This window comes from Streptococcus sp. oral taxon 431 (assembly GCF_023115445.1).
Taxonomy (GTDB): Bacteria; Bacillota; Bacilli; order Lactobacillales; family Streptococcaceae; genus Streptococcus.
The window spans coordinates 50,906-67,438 of the sequence record NZ_JALDUI010000007.1 but is presented as its reverse complement, the minus strand read 5'-3'; the positions used below and the strand labels follow the sequence as shown (position 1 = coordinate 67,438).

At 40.1% G+C, this 16,533-nt stretch carries 15 protein-coding genes; 14 read left to right on the top strand and 1 reads right to left on the bottom strand.

The genetic code is table 11. From position 1 onward, the window contains the following. Nucleotides 1–19: 19 nt before the first annotated feature. The 7 genes from M1R56_RS05625 to M1R56_RS05595 all read left to right on the top strand — a co-directional run bounded on the left by M1R56_RS05625 (nt 20) and on the right by M1R56_RS05595 (nt 7,243). The gene (locus M1R56_RS05625) at nt 20–214 is read left to right on the top strand and encodes a DUF3272 family protein (protein ID WP_248034913.1); all 195 of its coding nucleotides are present in this window, start codon (nt 20–22) and stop codon (nt 212–214) included. Between the two features lie 154 nt (nt 215–368). Further along, nucleotides 369–1,139: a Fe-S cluster assembly ATPase SufC gene (gene sufC / locus M1R56_RS05620; protein WP_248034911.1), complete on the top strand. Its 771-nt coding sequence runs from the start codon at nt 369–371 to the stop codon at nt 1,137–1,139. 27 nt (nt 1,140–1,166) lie between these two features. Further along, a complete protein-coding gene (gene sufD, locus M1R56_RS05615; RefSeq protein ID WP_248034909.1) occupies nt 1,167–2,429 on the top strand; it encodes a Fe-S cluster assembly protein SufD in 1,263 nt (420 codons plus the stop codon). Between the two features lie 10 nt (nt 2,430–2,439). Next, the gene (locus M1R56_RS05610) at nt 2,440–3,666 is read left to right on the top strand and encodes a cysteine desulfurase (protein ID WP_248034907.1); all 1,227 of its coding nucleotides are present in this window, start codon (nt 2,440–2,442) and stop codon (nt 3,664–3,666) included. Further along, nucleotides 3,653–4,093 carry a Fe-S cluster assembly sulfur transfer protein SufU gene (gene sufU, locus M1R56_RS05605; protein WP_001218462.1) on the top strand — a complete coding sequence of 147 codons (441 nt, stop codon included), beginning with the start codon at nt 3,653–3,655 and terminating at the stop codon, nt 4,091–4,093. Before M1R56_RS05610 ends, sufU begins: the two co-directional genes overlap by 14 nt. 57 nt (nt 4,094–4,150) lie before the next feature. After that, entirely contained in the window at nt 4,151–5,563 is a 1,413-nt protein-coding gene (gene sufB, locus M1R56_RS05600) for a Fe-S cluster assembly protein SufB (RefSeq protein ID WP_000797051.1), read from the top strand. A 282-nt stretch (nt 5,564–5,845) separates the two neighbouring features. Then, nucleotides 5,846–7,243 carry an amino acid permease gene (locus M1R56_RS05595; protein WP_248034905.1) on the top strand — a complete coding sequence of 466 codons (1,398 nt, stop codon included), beginning with the start codon at nt 5,846–5,848 and terminating at the stop codon, nt 7,241–7,243. Nucleotides 7,244–7,472: 229 nt separating this feature from the next. Here M1R56_RS05595 and pbp3 read toward each other — a convergent pair whose 3' ends face one another. Continuing rightward, nucleotides 7,473–8,714 carry a D-alanyl-D-alanine carboxypeptidase PBP3 gene (pbp3, locus tag M1R56_RS05590; RefSeq protein WP_248034903.1) on the bottom strand — a complete coding sequence of 414 codons (1,242 nt, stop codon included), beginning with the start codon at nt 8,712–8,714 and terminating at the stop codon, nt 7,473–7,475. Between the two features lie 105 nt (nt 8,715–8,819). On the opposite strand from pbp3, the gene M1R56_RS05585 reads away from it, so the two are divergent. From M1R56_RS05585 to M1R56_RS05555, 7 genes are all read left to right on the top strand, one after another. Next, the gene (locus M1R56_RS05585; protein ID WP_248034902.1) at nt 8,820–9,929 is read left to right on the top strand and encodes an AI-2E family transporter; all 1,110 of its coding nucleotides are present in this window, start codon (nt 8,820–8,822) and stop codon (nt 9,927–9,929) included. Between the two features lie 412 nt (nt 9,930–10,341). Beyond that, nucleotides 10,342–11,538, top strand: coding sequence for an elongation factor Tu (gene tuf, locus M1R56_RS05580; protein WP_001040718.1), 1,197 nt, complete (start codon nt 10,342–10,344; stop codon nt 11,536–11,538). A 157-nt stretch (nt 11,539–11,695) separates the two neighbouring features. Continuing rightward, nucleotides 11,696–12,805 carry a glutamate 5-kinase gene (gene proB / locus M1R56_RS05575; RefSeq protein WP_248034899.1) on the top strand — a complete coding sequence of 370 codons (1,110 nt, stop codon included), beginning with the start codon at nt 11,696–11,698 and terminating at the stop codon, nt 12,803–12,805. 9 nt (nt 12,806–12,814) lie between these two features. After that, nucleotides 12,815–14,077, top strand: coding sequence for a glutamate-5-semialdehyde dehydrogenase (locus M1R56_RS05570; RefSeq protein ID WP_248034896.1), 1,263 nt, complete (start codon nt 12,815–12,817; stop codon nt 14,075–14,077). A 3-nt stretch (nt 14,078–14,080) separates the two neighbouring features. Then, nucleotides 14,081–14,878 carry a pyrroline-5-carboxylate reductase gene (gene proC / locus M1R56_RS05565; RefSeq protein ID WP_248034894.1) on the top strand — a complete coding sequence of 266 codons (798 nt, stop codon included), beginning with the start codon at nt 14,081–14,083 and terminating at the stop codon, nt 14,876–14,878. A 119-nt stretch (nt 14,879–14,997) separates the two neighbouring features. After that, nucleotides 14,998–15,636: a dTMP kinase gene (gene tmk / locus M1R56_RS05560; protein WP_248034892.1), complete on the top strand. Its 639-nt coding sequence runs from the start codon at nt 14,998–15,000 to the stop codon at nt 15,634–15,636. Then, nucleotides 15,633–16,523: a DNA polymerase III subunit delta' gene (locus tag M1R56_RS05555; protein WP_248034889.1), complete on the top strand. Its 891-nt coding sequence runs from the start codon at nt 15,633–15,635 to the stop codon at nt 16,521–16,523. Before tmk ends, M1R56_RS05555 begins: the two co-directional genes overlap by 4 nt. The last annotated feature ends 10 nt before the right edge of the window (nt 16,524–16,533 follow it).

Genomic DNA, 16,533 nt, shown 5'->3' with positions numbered 1-16,533 from the left:
ATTTTTGTAAAATAATACGATGAACAGACAACAATTTATAATTATGGCCTTGTTTACTGCTGCCGAGACTTATTTTTTTAATGAATCCATCATGGAGCAACGGTATATCGTGGCCTTGCTTTGGGCTATTTTAATCCTGAGAAATTTTCGTGTCAGCTATATTATGGGGAAAATTGTCAATGCTATAGATGATCATTTTCAAGGAAAGAAGTAGCCTTTAGCTTCTAGACAAAATCAAAGCCTTTTAGGCTTTTTTTTGTTATACTATTAAAGTATATTTATTGACATTTTACCGTATTTTTCTAGGAATTTAAAAACGTTAAATTTCAGGTAAATACAGTAAAAAGGATGAAAAGAAAGGAACTATCATGTCAGTATTAGAGATCAAAGATCTTCACGTTGAGATTGAAGGAAAAGAAATTTTAAAAGGGGTTAACCTGACCCTGAAAACAGGAGAAATTGCAGCTATCATGGGGCCAAATGGTACCGGTAAGTCTACTCTTTCAGCTGCTATTATGGGAAACCCAAACTATGAAGTCACTAAAGGTGAAGTCTTGTTTGACGGTGTAAATATCCTTGAGTTGGAAGTGGATGAGCGTGCGCGTATGGGACTTTTCCTTGCTATGCAATACCCATCAGAAATTCCAGGAATTACCAATGCAGAATTCCTTCGTGCAGCTATGAATGCTGGTAAAGAAGATGATGAGAAAATTTCAGTGCGTGAGTTTATCACTAAGCTGGACGAAAAAATGGAATTGCTCAACATGAAAGAAGAAATGGCAGAGCGTTATCTTAACGAAGGATTCTCTGGTGGTGAGAAAAAACGCAATGAAATTCTACAACTCTTGATGTTGGAACCAACTTTCGCACTTCTTGATGAGATTGACTCAGGTCTTGATATTGACGCTCTTAAAGTTGTCTCTAAAGGTGTTAATGCCATGCGTGGTGAAGGCTTCGGTGCCATGATTATTACTCATTACCAACGTCTCTTGAACTACATTACGCCAGACGTGGTACACGTGATGATGGAAGGTCGTGTTGTTCTTTCTGGTGGTCCAGACTTGGCGGCACGTTTGGAACGTGAAGGATACGCAAAATTAGCTGAAGAACTTGGCTACGACTACAAGGAAGAATTGTAATTCCCTCGTATCTTTTAGGAGAAGTAAATGACTAAAGAAACTATTAAACTTTTTTCAGAAATGCACGCTGAACCAAGCTGGTTGGCTGACCTCCGTCAAAAAGCTTTTGACAAGATTGAGAGTTTGGAATTACCAGTCATTGAGCGTGTAAAATTTCACCGTTGGAATCTGGGTGATGGAACGATTACAGAAAGTGAGCCATCAGCAAATGTTCCAGATTTCACTGCTCTAGATAATCACTTGAAGTTGATACAAGTAGGAACCCAAACTGTTTTTGAACAAATTCCAGTTGAATTGGCTGAACAAGGTGTTGTCTTTACAGACTTCCATTCGGCTTTAGAAGAAATTCCAGAACTCGTAGAAGAATTCTTCATGTCATCTGTCAAGTATGACGATGACAAGTTGGCAGCTTATCACACTGCTTACTTTAACAGTGGTGCTGTTCTCTATATTCCTGATAATGTTGAGATTGCTGAACCAATCGAAGGGATTTTCTATCAAGATAGCGATAGCGATGTGCCGTTTAACAAGCATATTCTGATCATTGCAGGTAAAAACTCTAAAATCAGCTACCTCGAACGTTTAGAATCACGCGGTGAGGGTAGTGCTAAGGCGACTGCTAATATCACTGTTGAAGTGATTGCACGTTCTGGTGCTCAAGTGAAATTTGCTGCAATTGATCGTCTTGGTGAGAATGTCACTGCCTACATTAGCCGCCGAGGTAAATTAGGTAACGATGCAAGTATTGACTGGGCTATCGGTGTCATGAACGAAGGAAATGTCGTTGCTGACTTTGATAGTGACCTACTTGGAAATGGTAGCCATGCAGACCTCAAGGTCGTAGCTCTTTCAAGTGGTCGTCAGGTGCAAGGGATTGATACTCGAGTAACTAACTATGGTTGCAACTCTATCGGTAATATACTTCAACATGGGGTTATCCTTGAAAAAGCAACTTTGACCTTCAATGGTATCGGACACATTATCAAGGGTGCTAAGGGAGCGGATGCTCAACAAGAAAGTCGTGTTCTCATGCTTTCAGACCAAGCGCGTTCCGATGCCAACCCAATTCTTTTGATTGATGAAAATGATGTCACTGCAGGACACGCGGCTTCTATTGGTCAAGTTGATCCAGAAGACATGTACTACCTCATGAGTCGTGGATTGGACAAGGCAACTGCAGAACGTTTAGTTGTTCGTGGTTTCCTTGGATCCGTTATCGTTGAGATCCCTGTCAAGGAAGTTCGTGATGAAATGATTGCGACAATTGAAGAAAAATTGTCAAAACGCTAAGGGGAAACCTATGTTAGATGCAGAAGTGATTCGCAAGGATTTTCCGATTTTAGACCAGATTGTTAATGACGAACCTCTGGTTTATTTGGATAATGCTGCGACGACACAAAAACCACTAGCTGTTCTTGAAGCGATTAATCACTACTATGAGCAGGACAATGCCAATGTTCACCGTGGGGTTCATACCTTGGCTGAAAGGGCGACAGCATCTTATGAAGCCGCTCGTGAAACCATTCGTAAGTTCATTAATGCAGACTCCACAAAGGAAGTTCTCTTTACCAGAGGTACGACAACTAGTCTTAATTGGGTAGCACGTTATGCTGAGGAAATCTTGACTGAAGATGACCAGGTCTTGATTTCAGTCATGGAACACCATTCCAATATTATCCCATGGCAGGAAGCTTGCCGAAAGACTGGGGCAGATCTTGTTTATGTCTATCTCAAAGATGGAGCTCTGGATATGGATGACTTGCGTTCTAAATTGACTGACAAAGTTAAATTTGTTTCACTAGCTCACGCATCAAACGTTCTTGGAGTGGTTAATCCTATCAAAGAAATCACACAAATGGCTCACCAAGTTGGAGCTATTATGGTGGTGGATGGTGCTCAGTCTACACCACATATGAAGATTGATGTCCAGGACTTGGATGTGGACTTCTTTGCATTTTCAGGTCACAAGATGGCTGGTCCGACTGGTATTGGTGTTCTTTACGGTAAAGAAAAATATCTGGAGCAAATGTCACCAGTTGAATTTGGTGGCGAGATGATTGATTTTGTTTATGAACAATCTGCAAGCTGGAAAGAATTGCCTTGGAAATTTGAGGCTGGAACTCCCAATATGGCAGGTGCGATTGGACTTGCTGCAGCAGTTGATTATCTGGAAAAGATTGGTATGGATGCCATTGAAGCTCATGAACAAGAACTGATTGCATACGTCTATCCAAAATTGCAGGCCATTGAAGGTTTGACCATTTATGGTTCGCAGGACTTGGCTCAACGTTCAGGTGTCATTGCCTTTAATCTTGGTGATCTTCATCCTCATGACCTTGCGACTGCTCTGGATTATGAAGGAGTAGCAGTTCGTGCCGGTCACCATTGCGCTCAACCTTTGCTTCAATATATGGATGTTCCAGCAACAGCTCGTGCAAGTTTTTATATTTACAATACCAAGGCAGATTGCGACAAGTTAGTCGATGCTTTACAAAAGACAAAGGAGTTTTTCAATGGCACTTTCTAAACTAGATAGCCTTTATATGGCAGTGGTAGCGGACCATTCGAAAAATCCACACCATCAGGGGAAGCTGGATGATGCTGAACAAATCAGTCTTAACAATCCAACCTGTGGTGATGTGATTAATCTCTCTGTTAAGTTTAATGCAGATGATCGTTTGGAAGATATCGCTTTTCTAAACTCTGGTTGTACGATTTCAACCGCCTCTGCTAGTATGATGACAGATGCAGTCTTAGGAAAGACCAAGCAAGAAATCCTAGAGCTTGCAACTATCTTTTCTGACATGGTTCAAGGTCAAAAGGATGAGCGTCAAGATCAACTTGGAGATGCAGGTTTCTTGTCAGGAGTTGCTAAATTTCCGCAACGAATCAAGTGTGCAACCCTAGCTTGGAACGCCCTTAAAAAAACAATTGAAAATCAAGATAACAAGTAAGACAAGCTTTCTTTGTCTTATAAATCATCAGAAATAAAGAATGAAAGAAAGGATATTATGGCTGAAGAAAGAGTAGAACCAAAACCAATTGACCTTGGTGAATATAAATTTGGTTTTCATGACGATGTAGAGCCTGTCCTATCGACAGGAAAAGGATTGAATGAAGATGTCATTCGTGAACTATCAGCTGCTAAGGGAGAGCCTGAGTGGATGTTAGAATTCCGTTTGAAATCTTATGAAACCTTCAAAAAAATGCCGATGCAAACATGGGGAGCAGACTTGTCAGAGATTGATTTTGATGACTTGATTTACTACCAAAAACCATCTGATAAACCAGCCCGTTCTTGGGATGAAGTTCCTGAAAAAATCAAAGAAACTTTTGAACGTATTGGGATTCCTGAAGCTGAGCGTGCTTATCTTGCTGGAGCTTCTGCCCAGTATGAGTCAGAAGTGGTTTACCATAACATGAAGGAAGAATTTGAGAAGTTAGGTATTATCTTTACTGATACAGATTCTGCCCTCAAAGAGTACCCAGACTTGTTTAAACAATACTTTGCGAAGTTGGTACCACCGACTGATAACAAGTTGGCAGCCCTCAACTCAGCAGTTTGGTCAGGTGGAACCTTTATCTACGTACCAAAAGGTGTCAAGGTAGATATTCCACTTCAAACTTACTTCCGTATCAACAACGAAAATACTGGTCAGTTTGAACGTACCTTGATTATCGTTGATGAAGGAGCAAGTGTTCACTATGTTGAAGGATGTACAGCGCCAACTTATTCAAGTAACAGTTTGCATGCTGCCATTGTAGAAATCTTTGCCTTGGATGGAGCTTACATGCGTTATACAACCATCCAAAACTGGTCTGATAACGTTTATAACTTGGTAACCAAACGTGCCAAGGCTCAAAAAGATGCGACTGTTGAGTGGATTGATGGGAACTTGGGTGCCAAAACGACTATGAAATATCCGTCTGTATATCTTGATGGAGAAGGGGCACGTGGAACCATGCTTTCGATTGCCTTTGCTAATGCAGGGCAACACCAAGATACTGGTGCTAAGATGATCCACAATGCTCCACATACAAGCTCGTCTATCGTATCTAAATCTATCGCTAAAGGTGGAGGAAAGGTTGACTATCGTGGACAAGTGACCTTCAACAAGAACTCTAAGAAATCTGTTTCTCACATCGAGTGTGATACCATTATCATGGATGACTTGTCAGCATCAGATACTATTCCGTTTAATGAAATCCACAACTCACAAGTAGCTTTGGAACACGAAGCCAAAGTATCTAAGATTTCAGAAGAACAACTCTATTATCTCATGAGTCGTGGTTTGTCAGAATCTGAAGCAACTGAAATGATTGTCATGGGATTTGTCGAGCCCTTCACCAAAGAACTTCCAATGGAATACGCAGTTGAGCTCAACCGCTTGATTAGCTATGAAATGGAAGGATCAGTCGGATAAACTTTATGAACAGAAACTGAGGCTGGGACAAAAGTCCTAGCCTCTCAATTGTCTTTGGATTGTCGAGCAAGACGCAGTGGTTGAGTGGGCTCTACTACGCTGAATTCATCAGCTTTTACAGCCCTACTCAACTGTGCGGAGGTGGGACGACGAAATCGTATTCTAACGAATTACCGATTTCTGTCCCACTCTCAGTTTTTTTGATGAAAGATGCTAATAAATATTCACAAAAATCCTTATATATGATAAAATAATACAATCTTATAAATTGGGAGATGAATGATGAATATTTTTAGAACCAAAGACGTTAGTCTAGGTAAAACAGAAATGCATCGCCATTTAAAACTATGGGACTTAATTCTTTTGGGAATTGGTGCTATGGTGGGAACAGGTATTTTTACGATTACAGGAACTGCTGCAGCAACATTAGCAGGACCTGCCCTTGTTGTATCGATTGTGATTTCTGCTATCTGCGTATCCTTATCTGCACTCTTTTTTGCAGAATTTGCTTCTCGTGTTCCTGCAACGGGTGGAGCATATAGTTATTTATATGCAATTTTAGGAGAATTTCCAGCCTGGATTGCAGGTTGGCTGACTATCATGGAATTTATGACAGCTGTTTCTGGTGTCGCTTCAGGTTGGGCGGCCTATTTTAAGGGTTTGCTTAGCCATTATGGAATTTTCTTGCCACAAGCCTTAAATGGAACTTTTAATCCTGAACATGGTACTTATATTGATTTTTTACCGATTTTAGTAATTCTACTTGTTACAGGTGTTGTACTTTTAAATTCGAAAGCAGCTCTTCGTTTTAATTCTATTCTTGTTGTTTTAAAATTTTCTGCTCTTGCCTTATTTATCCTAGTTGGTATTTGGTACATTAAACCTGAAAATTGGTCAGATTTTGCACCATTTGGATTTGGTCAAATTTATGGTGGAAGCACTGGAATTATGGCAGGTGCTTCACTCATGTTCTTTGGATTCTTAGGGTTTGAGTCTATTTCTATGGCAGTTGATGAAATTCAAAGTCCACAAAAGAATATTCCACGTGGGATTGTTTTATCCTTAACCATTGTAACCATTCTGTATGCCTTGGTTACCTTGATATTGACAGGTATCGTTCATTATAGCAAGCTTAATGTTGATGATGCAGTGGCTTTTGCTCTTAGAAGTATTGGTATTGGTTGGGCAGCTAATTATGTTTCACTCGTTGCAATTTTTACTTTGATTACGGTATGTATTTCCATGACCTATGCCTTGTCACGAATGATTTATAGTTTGGCACGTGATGGTCTCTTGCCTCAGAGTTTCAAACAAGTGACTAAGACCAGTCGTGTCCCTAAGAATGCAACTATTTTAACAGGTGTTGTTTCAGCGATTGCAGCGGGGATCTTCCCCCTAGCAAGTATCGCAGCCTTTCTCAATATCTGTACTTTAGCCTATCTTATTCTCCTAGCCTACGGGGTTATCAAATTGAGAAAAGATAAGGGGATGCCAAAAGAGGGAGAATTTAAAACTCCTCTAGTTCCTTTTTTACCAATCTTGTCTATTCTGATCTGCCTTTCATTCATGCTTCAATATACCCTTGAAACATGGATGGCATTTGGACTAGCTTTATTAATAGGCGTTATTATTTACTTTGTTTATGGATATAACCATTCGACTGTAGCTGAAAATGAATAAATAAAAAATCTTGAATTCTCGTAATTCAGAACGTAGATAACTCCCTTCCCTATTGGTAATTGAAAAATTGCCCTTATGGAGGTTGCCTACCATATAGTGAAAACTCTTAGAAATGCTGAGAAAATGCTATTTTTAAGAGTTTTTTTCTTTTCCCTAGTAAAAAAGATTGAAGAAAATTATCCAAAATGGACTTTTTCTTCAATCTAAATCTCGAATTCTGGCGGTTTTTTTATAACTTTTCATTTACAAATCGAACAAATCGATTCCACCAAACTTTTAAGAAGAAGGCTTTTTCCACATTTTTTTCTGCAACCATTTCAAACTTAGGTTGGTCAGTAGTGATGTAACCTTGCCCAACTAGATCTTTATCTTCATAAGTGAGATGGCCAACGACTGTTCCTGCTTCAAGTGGTGCAGTATGTTCAGTAGTATCAGCAGTATAGGTGATAGCTGATTGAGCTCGACTGCCCAAGCGTTGAACAATTTTGATATCTTCTTTTGCGACCGCTGTGACTGTGTCATCTTTTCCATCTAAAACAGGAGTTTTACTATCCTCATAACTTTCACCCTGCTTGACGATGGTCTGGAGAGCAAAATTGGATGAGATATAATCTAGAAGAGCTGAAGTTGCAGTAAAACGAGCATATGGATTGGTATCTTGGTTGTCAGCATTTAAAACAACAGTAATGATACGCATTCCTTTTTCGACTGTAGTACCTACAAAGGATGCTCCAGCCTTATCAGTCGTACCAGTTTTAAGTCCATCAACACCACCACGATAGGCCGGCATTCCCTCCAACATATAGTTAGTAGAATTAATGGTCATACCAGCGAAAGTTGAAGAAGGTTTCTTAGTGATTTCTAAGACCTGAGGATACTTGAGGATAAGATTACGAGCAACAATAGCTACATCATAGGCACTTAATTTGTTTTCATCATCTTTCTTTGAACCAGGATAGATATTAGCGCCGAGAGTTTCATTGTTAAGACCAGTTGTATTAACGAGAGTAGCGTCTTGGATACCCCATTCTAGTAGTTTGGCCTTCATCATATCAACGAAGTCTTTTTCAGAGCCAGCAATTTTTTCAGCTAGGGCGATGGCCGCACTGTTAGCGCTGGATACCAGCGTAGCTTCTAGCAATTCCTCTACTGTGTAGTTACGAGCTTCCATAGGAACGTTACTTGCTTCAGAGTTGGTAGTGAGCTGGTAAGGATAATCTGAGATTTCAACAGAGGTAGAGAGTGAGATTTTTCCTTGTTCTAAAGCTTCATAAACTAGATAAACAGTGAGGATTTTACTGATAGAAGCAATTTCAACAGGTTGAGTCGCATCTTTTTCATATAAAATCTTTCCGCTGTTAACTTCTACGGCAATAGCATGTTTTGCAGCTACATCAAAATCCTGAGCAGAAACAGTGGTAGCAGAACCAAATAAAAATAATGTAATTAAGGTTAAAAATAATTTCTTCATAGTAACTTTATTCTATCACAAAGACAAAAAATATTCTTGATTTTTTGATGAAGGTTATCAATCTTTTTTGAAATGTGGTAAAATAGTGAAAAGAGGAGGTGACTTATGTTTCGAAGAAATAAATTGTTCTTCTGGACAACTGAGATATTATTAATAACCCTTATTTTCTACTTATGGCGAGAAATGGGGGCAATTATTACACCATTTGTAAGTGTCGTTAATACCATCATGATTCCCTTTTTATTAGGAGGATTTTTATACTATTTGACAAACCCAATTGTTATCTTTTTAGAGAAAGAGTGCAAAATTAACCGCCTTATCGGAATTTTGTTGACCCTATTTGTTCTCTTTGGGTCACTTGTCATTGGTTTTGTCTATCTCTTACCGATTTTAATCAATCAGTTGAGTAGCTTGATTATATCTAGTCAAGGAATCTATGGTCGACTCCAAGATTTAGTAATAGAATTATCAAAATACCCTACTTTCCAAGAGCTTGATATTCAACAAAAAATCCAGCAATTAAATCTTTCTTATGTTGATATTCTGCAAAATATCTTAAATAGCGTAACAAACAGTGTCGGTAGTGTTCTGTCAGCACTAGTAAGTACAGTTTTAATTATCATTATGACGCCGGTTTTCTTGGTATACTTCCTACTAGATGGGCATAAGTTCTTACCGATGTTAGAAAGAACTGTTTTAAAAAGGGATAGACTGAATATTTCTGGTTTATTAACAAACTTGAATGCGACTATTTCCCGTTACATTAGCGGTGTATCAATTGATGCATTCATAATCGGATGTCTGGCCTTTATCGGATATAGTGTCATTGGACTCAAGTATGCATTGGTTTTTGCTATTTTCTCTGGTTTAACCAATTTGATACCTTATGTTGGTCCAGTTATCGGTTTGGTTCCAATGGTTATTTCAAATCTATTTACGGATCCACAAAAGATGATTATTGCTGTCATCTATATGGTGATTGTCCAACAAGTGGATGGCAATATCCTCTACCCTCGAATTGTTGGTGGAGTCATGAAAGTTCATCCGATTACAATTCTCGTGCTATTATTGTTGTCAAGTAATATCTATGGTGTCGTAGGTATGATTGTTGCTGTTCCTACCTATTCCATTTTAAAAGAGATTGCTAAATTCTTAGCGCGACTGTATGAAAATCATAAGGAAGCACAAGAAGTTAAGAAACATCTATCAGAATAAAGATGTCGGGATAAAAGCTCCCGACCTTTTTTTGATTATAGTATCTTTGGTGCTGTATTTGATCAACTTTTTATTGGTTTTAAAACTTTCTAATCTCTTATGATGAAACTTTAATTTTTTCAATACACAACTCTTTACAAACAACTGAATGATTGAAGTCTTTCGGGGCTGGAAATAGGAATTTCAGACTTGGGTTATCGATTGATGGTCTATCGCCTTTTGCTGAAATAAGCCTATTTATAGATATTTTAAATAAATTGGTAGAGGAAGTAGAGCGAGAATAAGAATAATTCACAAAAACTTTGTAAAACACTTGCAATTTAGCTGAAATTTGATAAAATAGTAAGGAAAGTTAGACTGTATTGCCTACTGTCTATCTATAAAATATATTTTATTGGAGGCTTTTACTCAAATGGCAAAAGAAAAATACGATCGTAGTAAACCACACGTTAACATTGGTACTATCGGACACGTTGACCACGGTAAAACTACCCTAACTGCAGCTATCACAACTGTTTTGGCACGTCGCTTGCCTTCAGCAGTTAACCAACCTAAAGACTATGCGTCTATCGATGCTGCTCCAGAAGAACGCGAACGCGGTATCACAATCAACACTGCGCACGTTGAGTACGAAACTGAAAAACGTCACTACGCTCACATCGACGCTCCAGGACACGCGGACTACGTTAAAAACATGATCACCGGTGCCGCTCAAATGGACGGAGCTATCCTTGTAGTAGCTTCAACTGACGGACCAATGCCACAAACTCGTGAGCACATCCTTCTTTCACGTCAGGTTGGTGTTAAACACCTTATCGTCTTCATGAACAAGATCGACTTGGTTGACGACGAAGAATTGCTTGAATTGGTTGAAATGGAAATCCGTGACCTTCTTTCAGAATACGACTTCCCAGGTGACGATCTTCCAGTTATCCAAGGTTCAGCTCTTAAAGCTCTTGAAGGTGACTCTAAATACGAAGACATCATCATGGAATTGATGAACACTGTTGATGAGTACATTCCAGAACCAGAACGTGACACTGACAAACCATTGCTTCTTCCAGTCGAAGACGTATTCTCAATCACTGGACGTGGTACAGTTGCTTCAGGACGTATCGACCGTGGTACTGTTCGTGTCAACGACGAAATCGAAATCGTTGGTATCAAAGAAGAAACTAAAAAAGCAGTTGTTACTGGTGTTGAAATGTTCCGTAAACAACTTGACGAAGGTCTTGCAGGAGATAACGTAGGTGTCCTTCTTCGTGGTGTTCAACGTGACGAAATCGAACGTGGACAAGTTATCGCTAAACCAGGTTCAATCAACCCACACACTAAATTCAAAGGTGAAGTTTACATCCTTACTAAAGAAGAAGGTGGACGTCACACTCCATTCTTCAACAACTACCGTCCACAATTCTACTTCCGTACTACTGACGTTACAGGTTCAATCGAACTTCCAGCAGGTACTGAAATGGTAATGCCAGGTGATAACGTGACAATCGACGTTGAGTTGATCCACCCAATCGCCGTAGAACAAGGTACTACATTCTCTATCCGTGAGGGTGGACGTACTGTTGGTTCAGGTATGGTTACAGAAATCGAAGCTTAATTCGATTTAGTTCCCAGAAGAACAATTATTTAAGTCAGACACTAAAAGAATCTTGCTATGCAAGGTTCTTTTTTTGCGATCATAAGTGAGTGAGTTCCTTTTTTACAATTTCATAAAATCATGGTAAAATGGTTAAATATTAAATTTGGAGAAAAATATGAAGTACAAGCGTATCGTATTTAAAGTGGGAACTTCATCCTTGACACATAAAGATGGAAGTTTATCTCGCAGCAAAGTAAAAGCTATCACACAGCAGCTTGCAATGCTGCATGAAGCAGGTCATGAGCTGATTTTGGTGTCTTCTGGGGCTGTTGCGGCAGGTTTTGGAGCCTTGGGATTTAAGAAACGACCCACAAAGATTGCGGATAAGCAGGCTTCAGCGGCGGTTGGTCAAGGATTGCTTCTGGAAGAATATACAACAAATTTGCTCTTAAGACAGATTGTTTCAGCGCAAATCTTGCTAACTCAGGCTGATTTTGTCGATAAACGACGTTATAAAAATGCCCATCAAGCTTTGTCAGTCCTGCTTAATCGTGGTGCGATTCCTATTATCAACGAAAATGACAGTGTCGTTATTGATGAGTTAAAGGTCGGGGATAATGATACACTCAGTGCCCAGGTTGCAGCAATGGTTCAGGCAGATCTTTTGGTCCTCTTAACGGATGTAGACGGTCTTTATACTGGGAATCCCAACTCAGATCCAAAGGCTAAACGTCTGGAGAGAATTGAGAACATCAATCGTGAAATTATCGATATGGCAGGTGGAGCAGGATCTTCAAATGGAACTGGTGGCATGCTAACTAAGATAAAGGCAGCGACCATTGCAACTGAGTCAGGAGTGCCAGTTTATATTTGTTCATCCTTGAAAGCTGATGCTATGATAGAGGCGGCAGAAAAGACCAAGGATGGTTCCTATTTTGTTGCACAGGAGAAGGTGCTTCGTACCCAGAAACAGTGGTTGGCATTTTATGCCAAAAGTCAGGGAGCTATTTGGGTTGATAAGGGGGCTGCAGAAGCCCTCTCTCAACATGGTAAAAGTCTACTTTTATCAGGTGTTGTAGATGTTGAGAGCAACTTTTCTTATGGCGATATTGTTACAGTTTTTGATAAGGAAACTGGAAAATCACTTGGAAAAGGTAGAGTACAGCTAGGAGCATCGGGGCTTAAAGATGTCCTTCGTTCTCAAAAGGCTAAGGGAGTTCTGATTCACCGTGACGACTGGATTTCCATTACTCCTGAAATCCAATTACTCTTTACAGAATTTTAGAGGTAAACTATGGTAAGTACACAAGAACAATTTGAACAGGTACAGGCTGTTAAAAAATCAATCAACACAGCTAGTGAAGACGTGAAAAACCAAGCCTTGCTAGCCATGGCTGATCACTTATTAGCAGCTACTGAAGAGATTTTAACAGCTAATGCTAACGATATGGAAGCGGTCAAAGGTAAAATCTCAGATGTGATGCTGGATCGTCTTTATTTGGATGCAGGGCGTATAGAAGCTATGGCAACTGGGATTCGTGAAGTGGTTTCTTTACCAGATCCAATCGGTGAAATTTTAGAAACAAGTCAGCTTGAAAATGGCTTAGTTATCACCAAAAAACGTGTAGCCATGGGAGTTATTGGTATTATCTATGAAAGTCGTCCAAATGTGACGTCTGATGCGGCTGCTTTGGCTCTTAAGAGTGGAAATGCGGTTGTTCTTCGTAGTGGTAAGGATGCCTATCAAACAGCCCATGCCATTGCCATAGCCTTGAAGAAGGGCTTGGAGACAACTACTATTCACCCAGATGTGATTCAACTGGTGGAAGATACCAGCCGAGAAAGTAGCTATGCCATGATGAAGGCCAAGGGATATCTAGACCTTCTCATTCCTCGTGGAGGGGCTGGCTTGATTAATGCAGTGGTTGAGAATGCTATCGTACCGGTTATCGAGACAGGGACTGGGATTGTCCATGTCTATGTTGATAAGGATGCAGACGAAGACAAGGCTCTGTCTATCATCAACAATGCTAAAACTAGTCGTCCCTCTGTTTGCAATGCCATGGAGGTTCTACTTGTTCATGAAGACAAGGCAGCAAGCTTCCTTCCTCGCTTGGAGCAAGTTCTGGTTGCCGATCGAAAAGAAGCTGGGTTGGAACCAATTCAATTCCGCTTGGATAGCAAAGCAAGTCAGTTTGTTTCAGGTCAAGCAGCTGAGGCCCAAGACTTTGACACCGAGTTTTTAGACTATATCCTAGCGGTTAAGGTCGTTTCTAGTCTTGAGGAAGCAGTTGAACATGTCGAAGCCCATAGTACCCATCATTCGGATGCTATTGTTACAGAAAATGCTGAAGCTGCAGCTTACTTTACAGATCAAGTTGACTCGGCAGCGGTTTATATTAATGCCTCAACTCGTTTCACAGATGGTGGCCAATTTGGTCTGGGGTGTGAAATGGGGATTTCTACTCAGAAACTACATGCGCGTGGACCAATGGGCTTGAAGGAATTGACCAGCTACAAATATGTAGTTACTGGTGATGGACAGATAAGGGAGTAAGAGATGAAGATTGGATTTATCGGCTTGGGGAATATGGGTTCCAGCTTGGCTAAAGTTGTCTTGCAAGCAAAAACTGGTCATCAGATTCTCCTTGCCAATCGTAGTCAAGCCAAGGTGGATGCTTTTATTACAAACTTCGGTGGTCTGGCTTCTAGCAATGACGAAATCTTTGCAGAAGCAGATGTGATTTTTCTAGGAGTAAAGCCAGCTCAATTCTCTGAACTGCTTACTCAATATCAGACCATCCTTGAAAAACGAGAAAGTCTTCTTTTGATTTCTATGGCAGCTGGTTTGACCTTGGAAAAACTCGCTAGTCTTCTTCCAAGTCAGCATCGAATTATTCGCATCATGCCTAATACACCTGTTGCTATTGGGCAAGGAGTGATTAGCTATGCCTTGTCTGCAAATTATCATCCAGAAGACAGTGAACTTTTTTGTCAACTTTTAGCCAAGGCTGGCCAGTTGGTTGAAATAAGTGATGGTTTAATAGATGCAGCAACAGGACTTGCAGGTTGTGGACCAGCCTTTGTTTATCTTTTTATCGAGGCCATGGCCGATGCGGGGGTTCAAATAGGATTGCCTCGAGAAATGGCTCTGAAAATGGCGGCTCAAACGGTAGTTGGTGCAGGTCAAATGGTCCTAGAAAGTCAGCAACATCCTGGAGTCTTGAAAGACCAAGTTTGTAGCCCAGGTGGTTCGACTATTGCTGGTGTAGCGAGCCTAGAAGCGCATGCTTTTCGAGGGATAGTTATGGATGCTGTCAACCAAGCCTACAAAAGAACTCAAGAATTAGGCAAATAAGAGGTGAGCGTTAAAACTCAACCTCTTTTTTTACTACAAAGAGCGAAATAAAAAAAGCTTTTCACAAATCCCTATTTTTTTGATAGAATAGAAGAGAGAAAAATAGAAATGAGTCTGACATGTCAAAAGGATTTTTAGTCTCTCTTGAGGGACCAGAGGGAGCAGGAAAAACAAGCGTTCTTGAAGCCATAATCCCTATATTAGAGAATAGGGGAATAGAAGTTTTAAGCACTCGTGAACCAGGCGGAGTTTTGATTGGAGAAAAGATTCGAGAAGTTATTCTAGATCCTAGTCATACTGAAATGGATCCTAAGACGGAGCTTCTCCTCTATATCGCCAGTCGTCGACAACACTTGGTGGAAAAGGTCTTACCAGCGCTTGCAACTGGAAAATTGATTATCATGGACCGCTTTATTGACAGTTCAGTTGCCTATCAGGGCTTTGGGCGTGGCTTAGATATAGAAGCGATTGATTGGCTTAATGAGTTTGCGACAGATGGACTGAAACCTGATTTGACTCTTTATTTTGATATTGAGGTGGAAGAGGGGCTTGCACGTATTGCTGCCAACAGTGATCGGGAGATCAATCGTTTGGACTTGGAAGGTCTGGATCTACACCGAAAAGTCCGTCAGGGTTATCTATCTCTTTTGGAAAAGGAAGCAAACCGCATTGTAAAAATCGATGCTAGTCTACCACTTGATCAAGTGATTGAGAACACGCAGCAGCTACTTTTTGACAGGATGGGATTAAGGAGATGAAACAAGAGCAATTAAGAGCTTGTCAACCTTTACAATTTGAACGTTTTGTTCATATTTTAGAGCAAGGGCAGCTTAATCACGCCTATCTCTTTTCAGGTAATTTTGGAAGTTTAGAGATGGCTCTTTTCTTGTCTAAAAGTCTCTTTTGTAGTGAGAAAACTGGTATTTTTCCTTGTGAAAAATGTCGGAATTGTAAATTGATTGAGCAGGAAGAATTTCCTGATGTGACCATGATCAAACCTCAGAATCAAGTCATTAGGACGGAGCGTATTCGGGAATTAGTCAGTCAATTTTCCCAGTCTGGTATTGAAAATCAACGTCAGGTTTTTATTATTGAGCAAGCGGAAAAAATGCATGTGAATGCTGCAAATTCACTCTTGAAGGTTATTGAAGAACCACAGAGTGAAATCTACATTTTCTTTTTGACCAATGATGAAGACCAAGTGTTGCCAACGATTCGAAGTCGGACACAGATTTTCCAATTTAAGAAGCAAGTCACAACTCTAATATCTCAGCTTGAAGAGGCTGGTTTAGTAAAAAATAAAGCTAAGCTATTGGCCCAATTCAGTCAGTCTCAGACCGAGGCTGATAAGCTTGTGCATCAAGCAGGATTTTGGACACTAGTAGATGAAAGTGAGCGCCTCTTTGCTTGGCTTTTAGCCCATAAAAAAGAATCCTATTTGCAGGTTGCAAAATTAACTAGTTTGGCTGATGATAAAGAAAAGCAAGATCAGGTGCTCAGGATTTTAGAGGTATTAGCTGGCCAGGAGATTCTCAACGTTTCAGCTCGGAACATTTTGCAAAATCTCATTCAAGCTCGAAAAATGTGGCGGGCCAATGTCAGCTTTCAAAACGCTTTGGAATACCTAGTTTTACAAAAAAATTAAAGCAATGATA

Excerpts from the sequence above, each read along its gene's own strand:
- M1R56_RS05625 (WP_248034913.1), top strand. The coding sequence starts at position 20 with ATGAACAGACAACAATTTATAATTATGGCCTTGTTTACTGCTGCCGAG.
- sufC (WP_248034911.1), top strand. The coding sequence starts at position 369 with ATGTCAGTATTAGAGATCAAAGATCTTCACGTTGAGATTGAAGGAAAA.
- sufD (WP_248034909.1), top strand. The coding sequence starts at position 1,167 with ATGACTAAAGAAACTATTAAACTTTTTTCAGAAATGCACGCTGAACCA.
- M1R56_RS05610 (WP_248034907.1), top strand. The coding sequence starts at position 2,440 with ATGTTAGATGCAGAAGTGATTCGCAAGGATTTTCCGATTTTAGACCAG.
- sufU (WP_001218462.1), top strand. The coding sequence starts at position 3,653 with ATGGCACTTTCTAAACTAGATAGCCTTTATATGGCAGTGGTAGCGGAC.
- sufB (WP_000797051.1), top strand. The coding sequence starts at position 4,151 with ATGGCTGAAGAAAGAGTAGAACCAAAACCAATTGACCTTGGTGAATAT.
- M1R56_RS05595 (WP_248034905.1), top strand. The coding sequence starts at position 5,846 with ATGAATATTTTTAGAACCAAAGACGTTAGTCTAGGTAAAACAGAAATG.
- pbp3 (WP_248034903.1), bottom strand. The coding sequence starts at position 8,714 with ATGAAGAAATTATTTTTAACCTTAATTACATTATTTTTATTTGGTTCT.
- M1R56_RS05585 (WP_248034902.1), top strand. The coding sequence starts at position 8,820 with ATGTTTCGAAGAAATAAATTGTTCTTCTGGACAACTGAGATATTATTA.
- tuf (WP_001040718.1), top strand. The coding sequence starts at position 10,342 with ATGGCAAAAGAAAAATACGATCGTAGTAAACCACACGTTAACATTGGT.
- proB (WP_248034899.1), top strand. The coding sequence starts at position 11,696 with ATGAAGTACAAGCGTATCGTATTTAAAGTGGGAACTTCATCCTTGACA.
- M1R56_RS05570 (WP_248034896.1), top strand. The coding sequence starts at position 12,815 with ATGGTAAGTACACAAGAACAATTTGAACAGGTACAGGCTGTTAAAAAA.
- proC (WP_248034894.1), top strand. The coding sequence starts at position 14,081 with ATGAAGATTGGATTTATCGGCTTGGGGAATATGGGTTCCAGCTTGGCT.
- tmk (WP_248034892.1), top strand. The coding sequence starts at position 14,998 with ATGTCAAAAGGATTTTTAGTCTCTCTTGAGGGACCAGAGGGAGCAGGA.
- M1R56_RS05555 (WP_248034889.1), top strand. The coding sequence starts at position 15,633 with ATGAAACAAGAGCAATTAAGAGCTTGTCAACCTTTACAATTTGAACGT.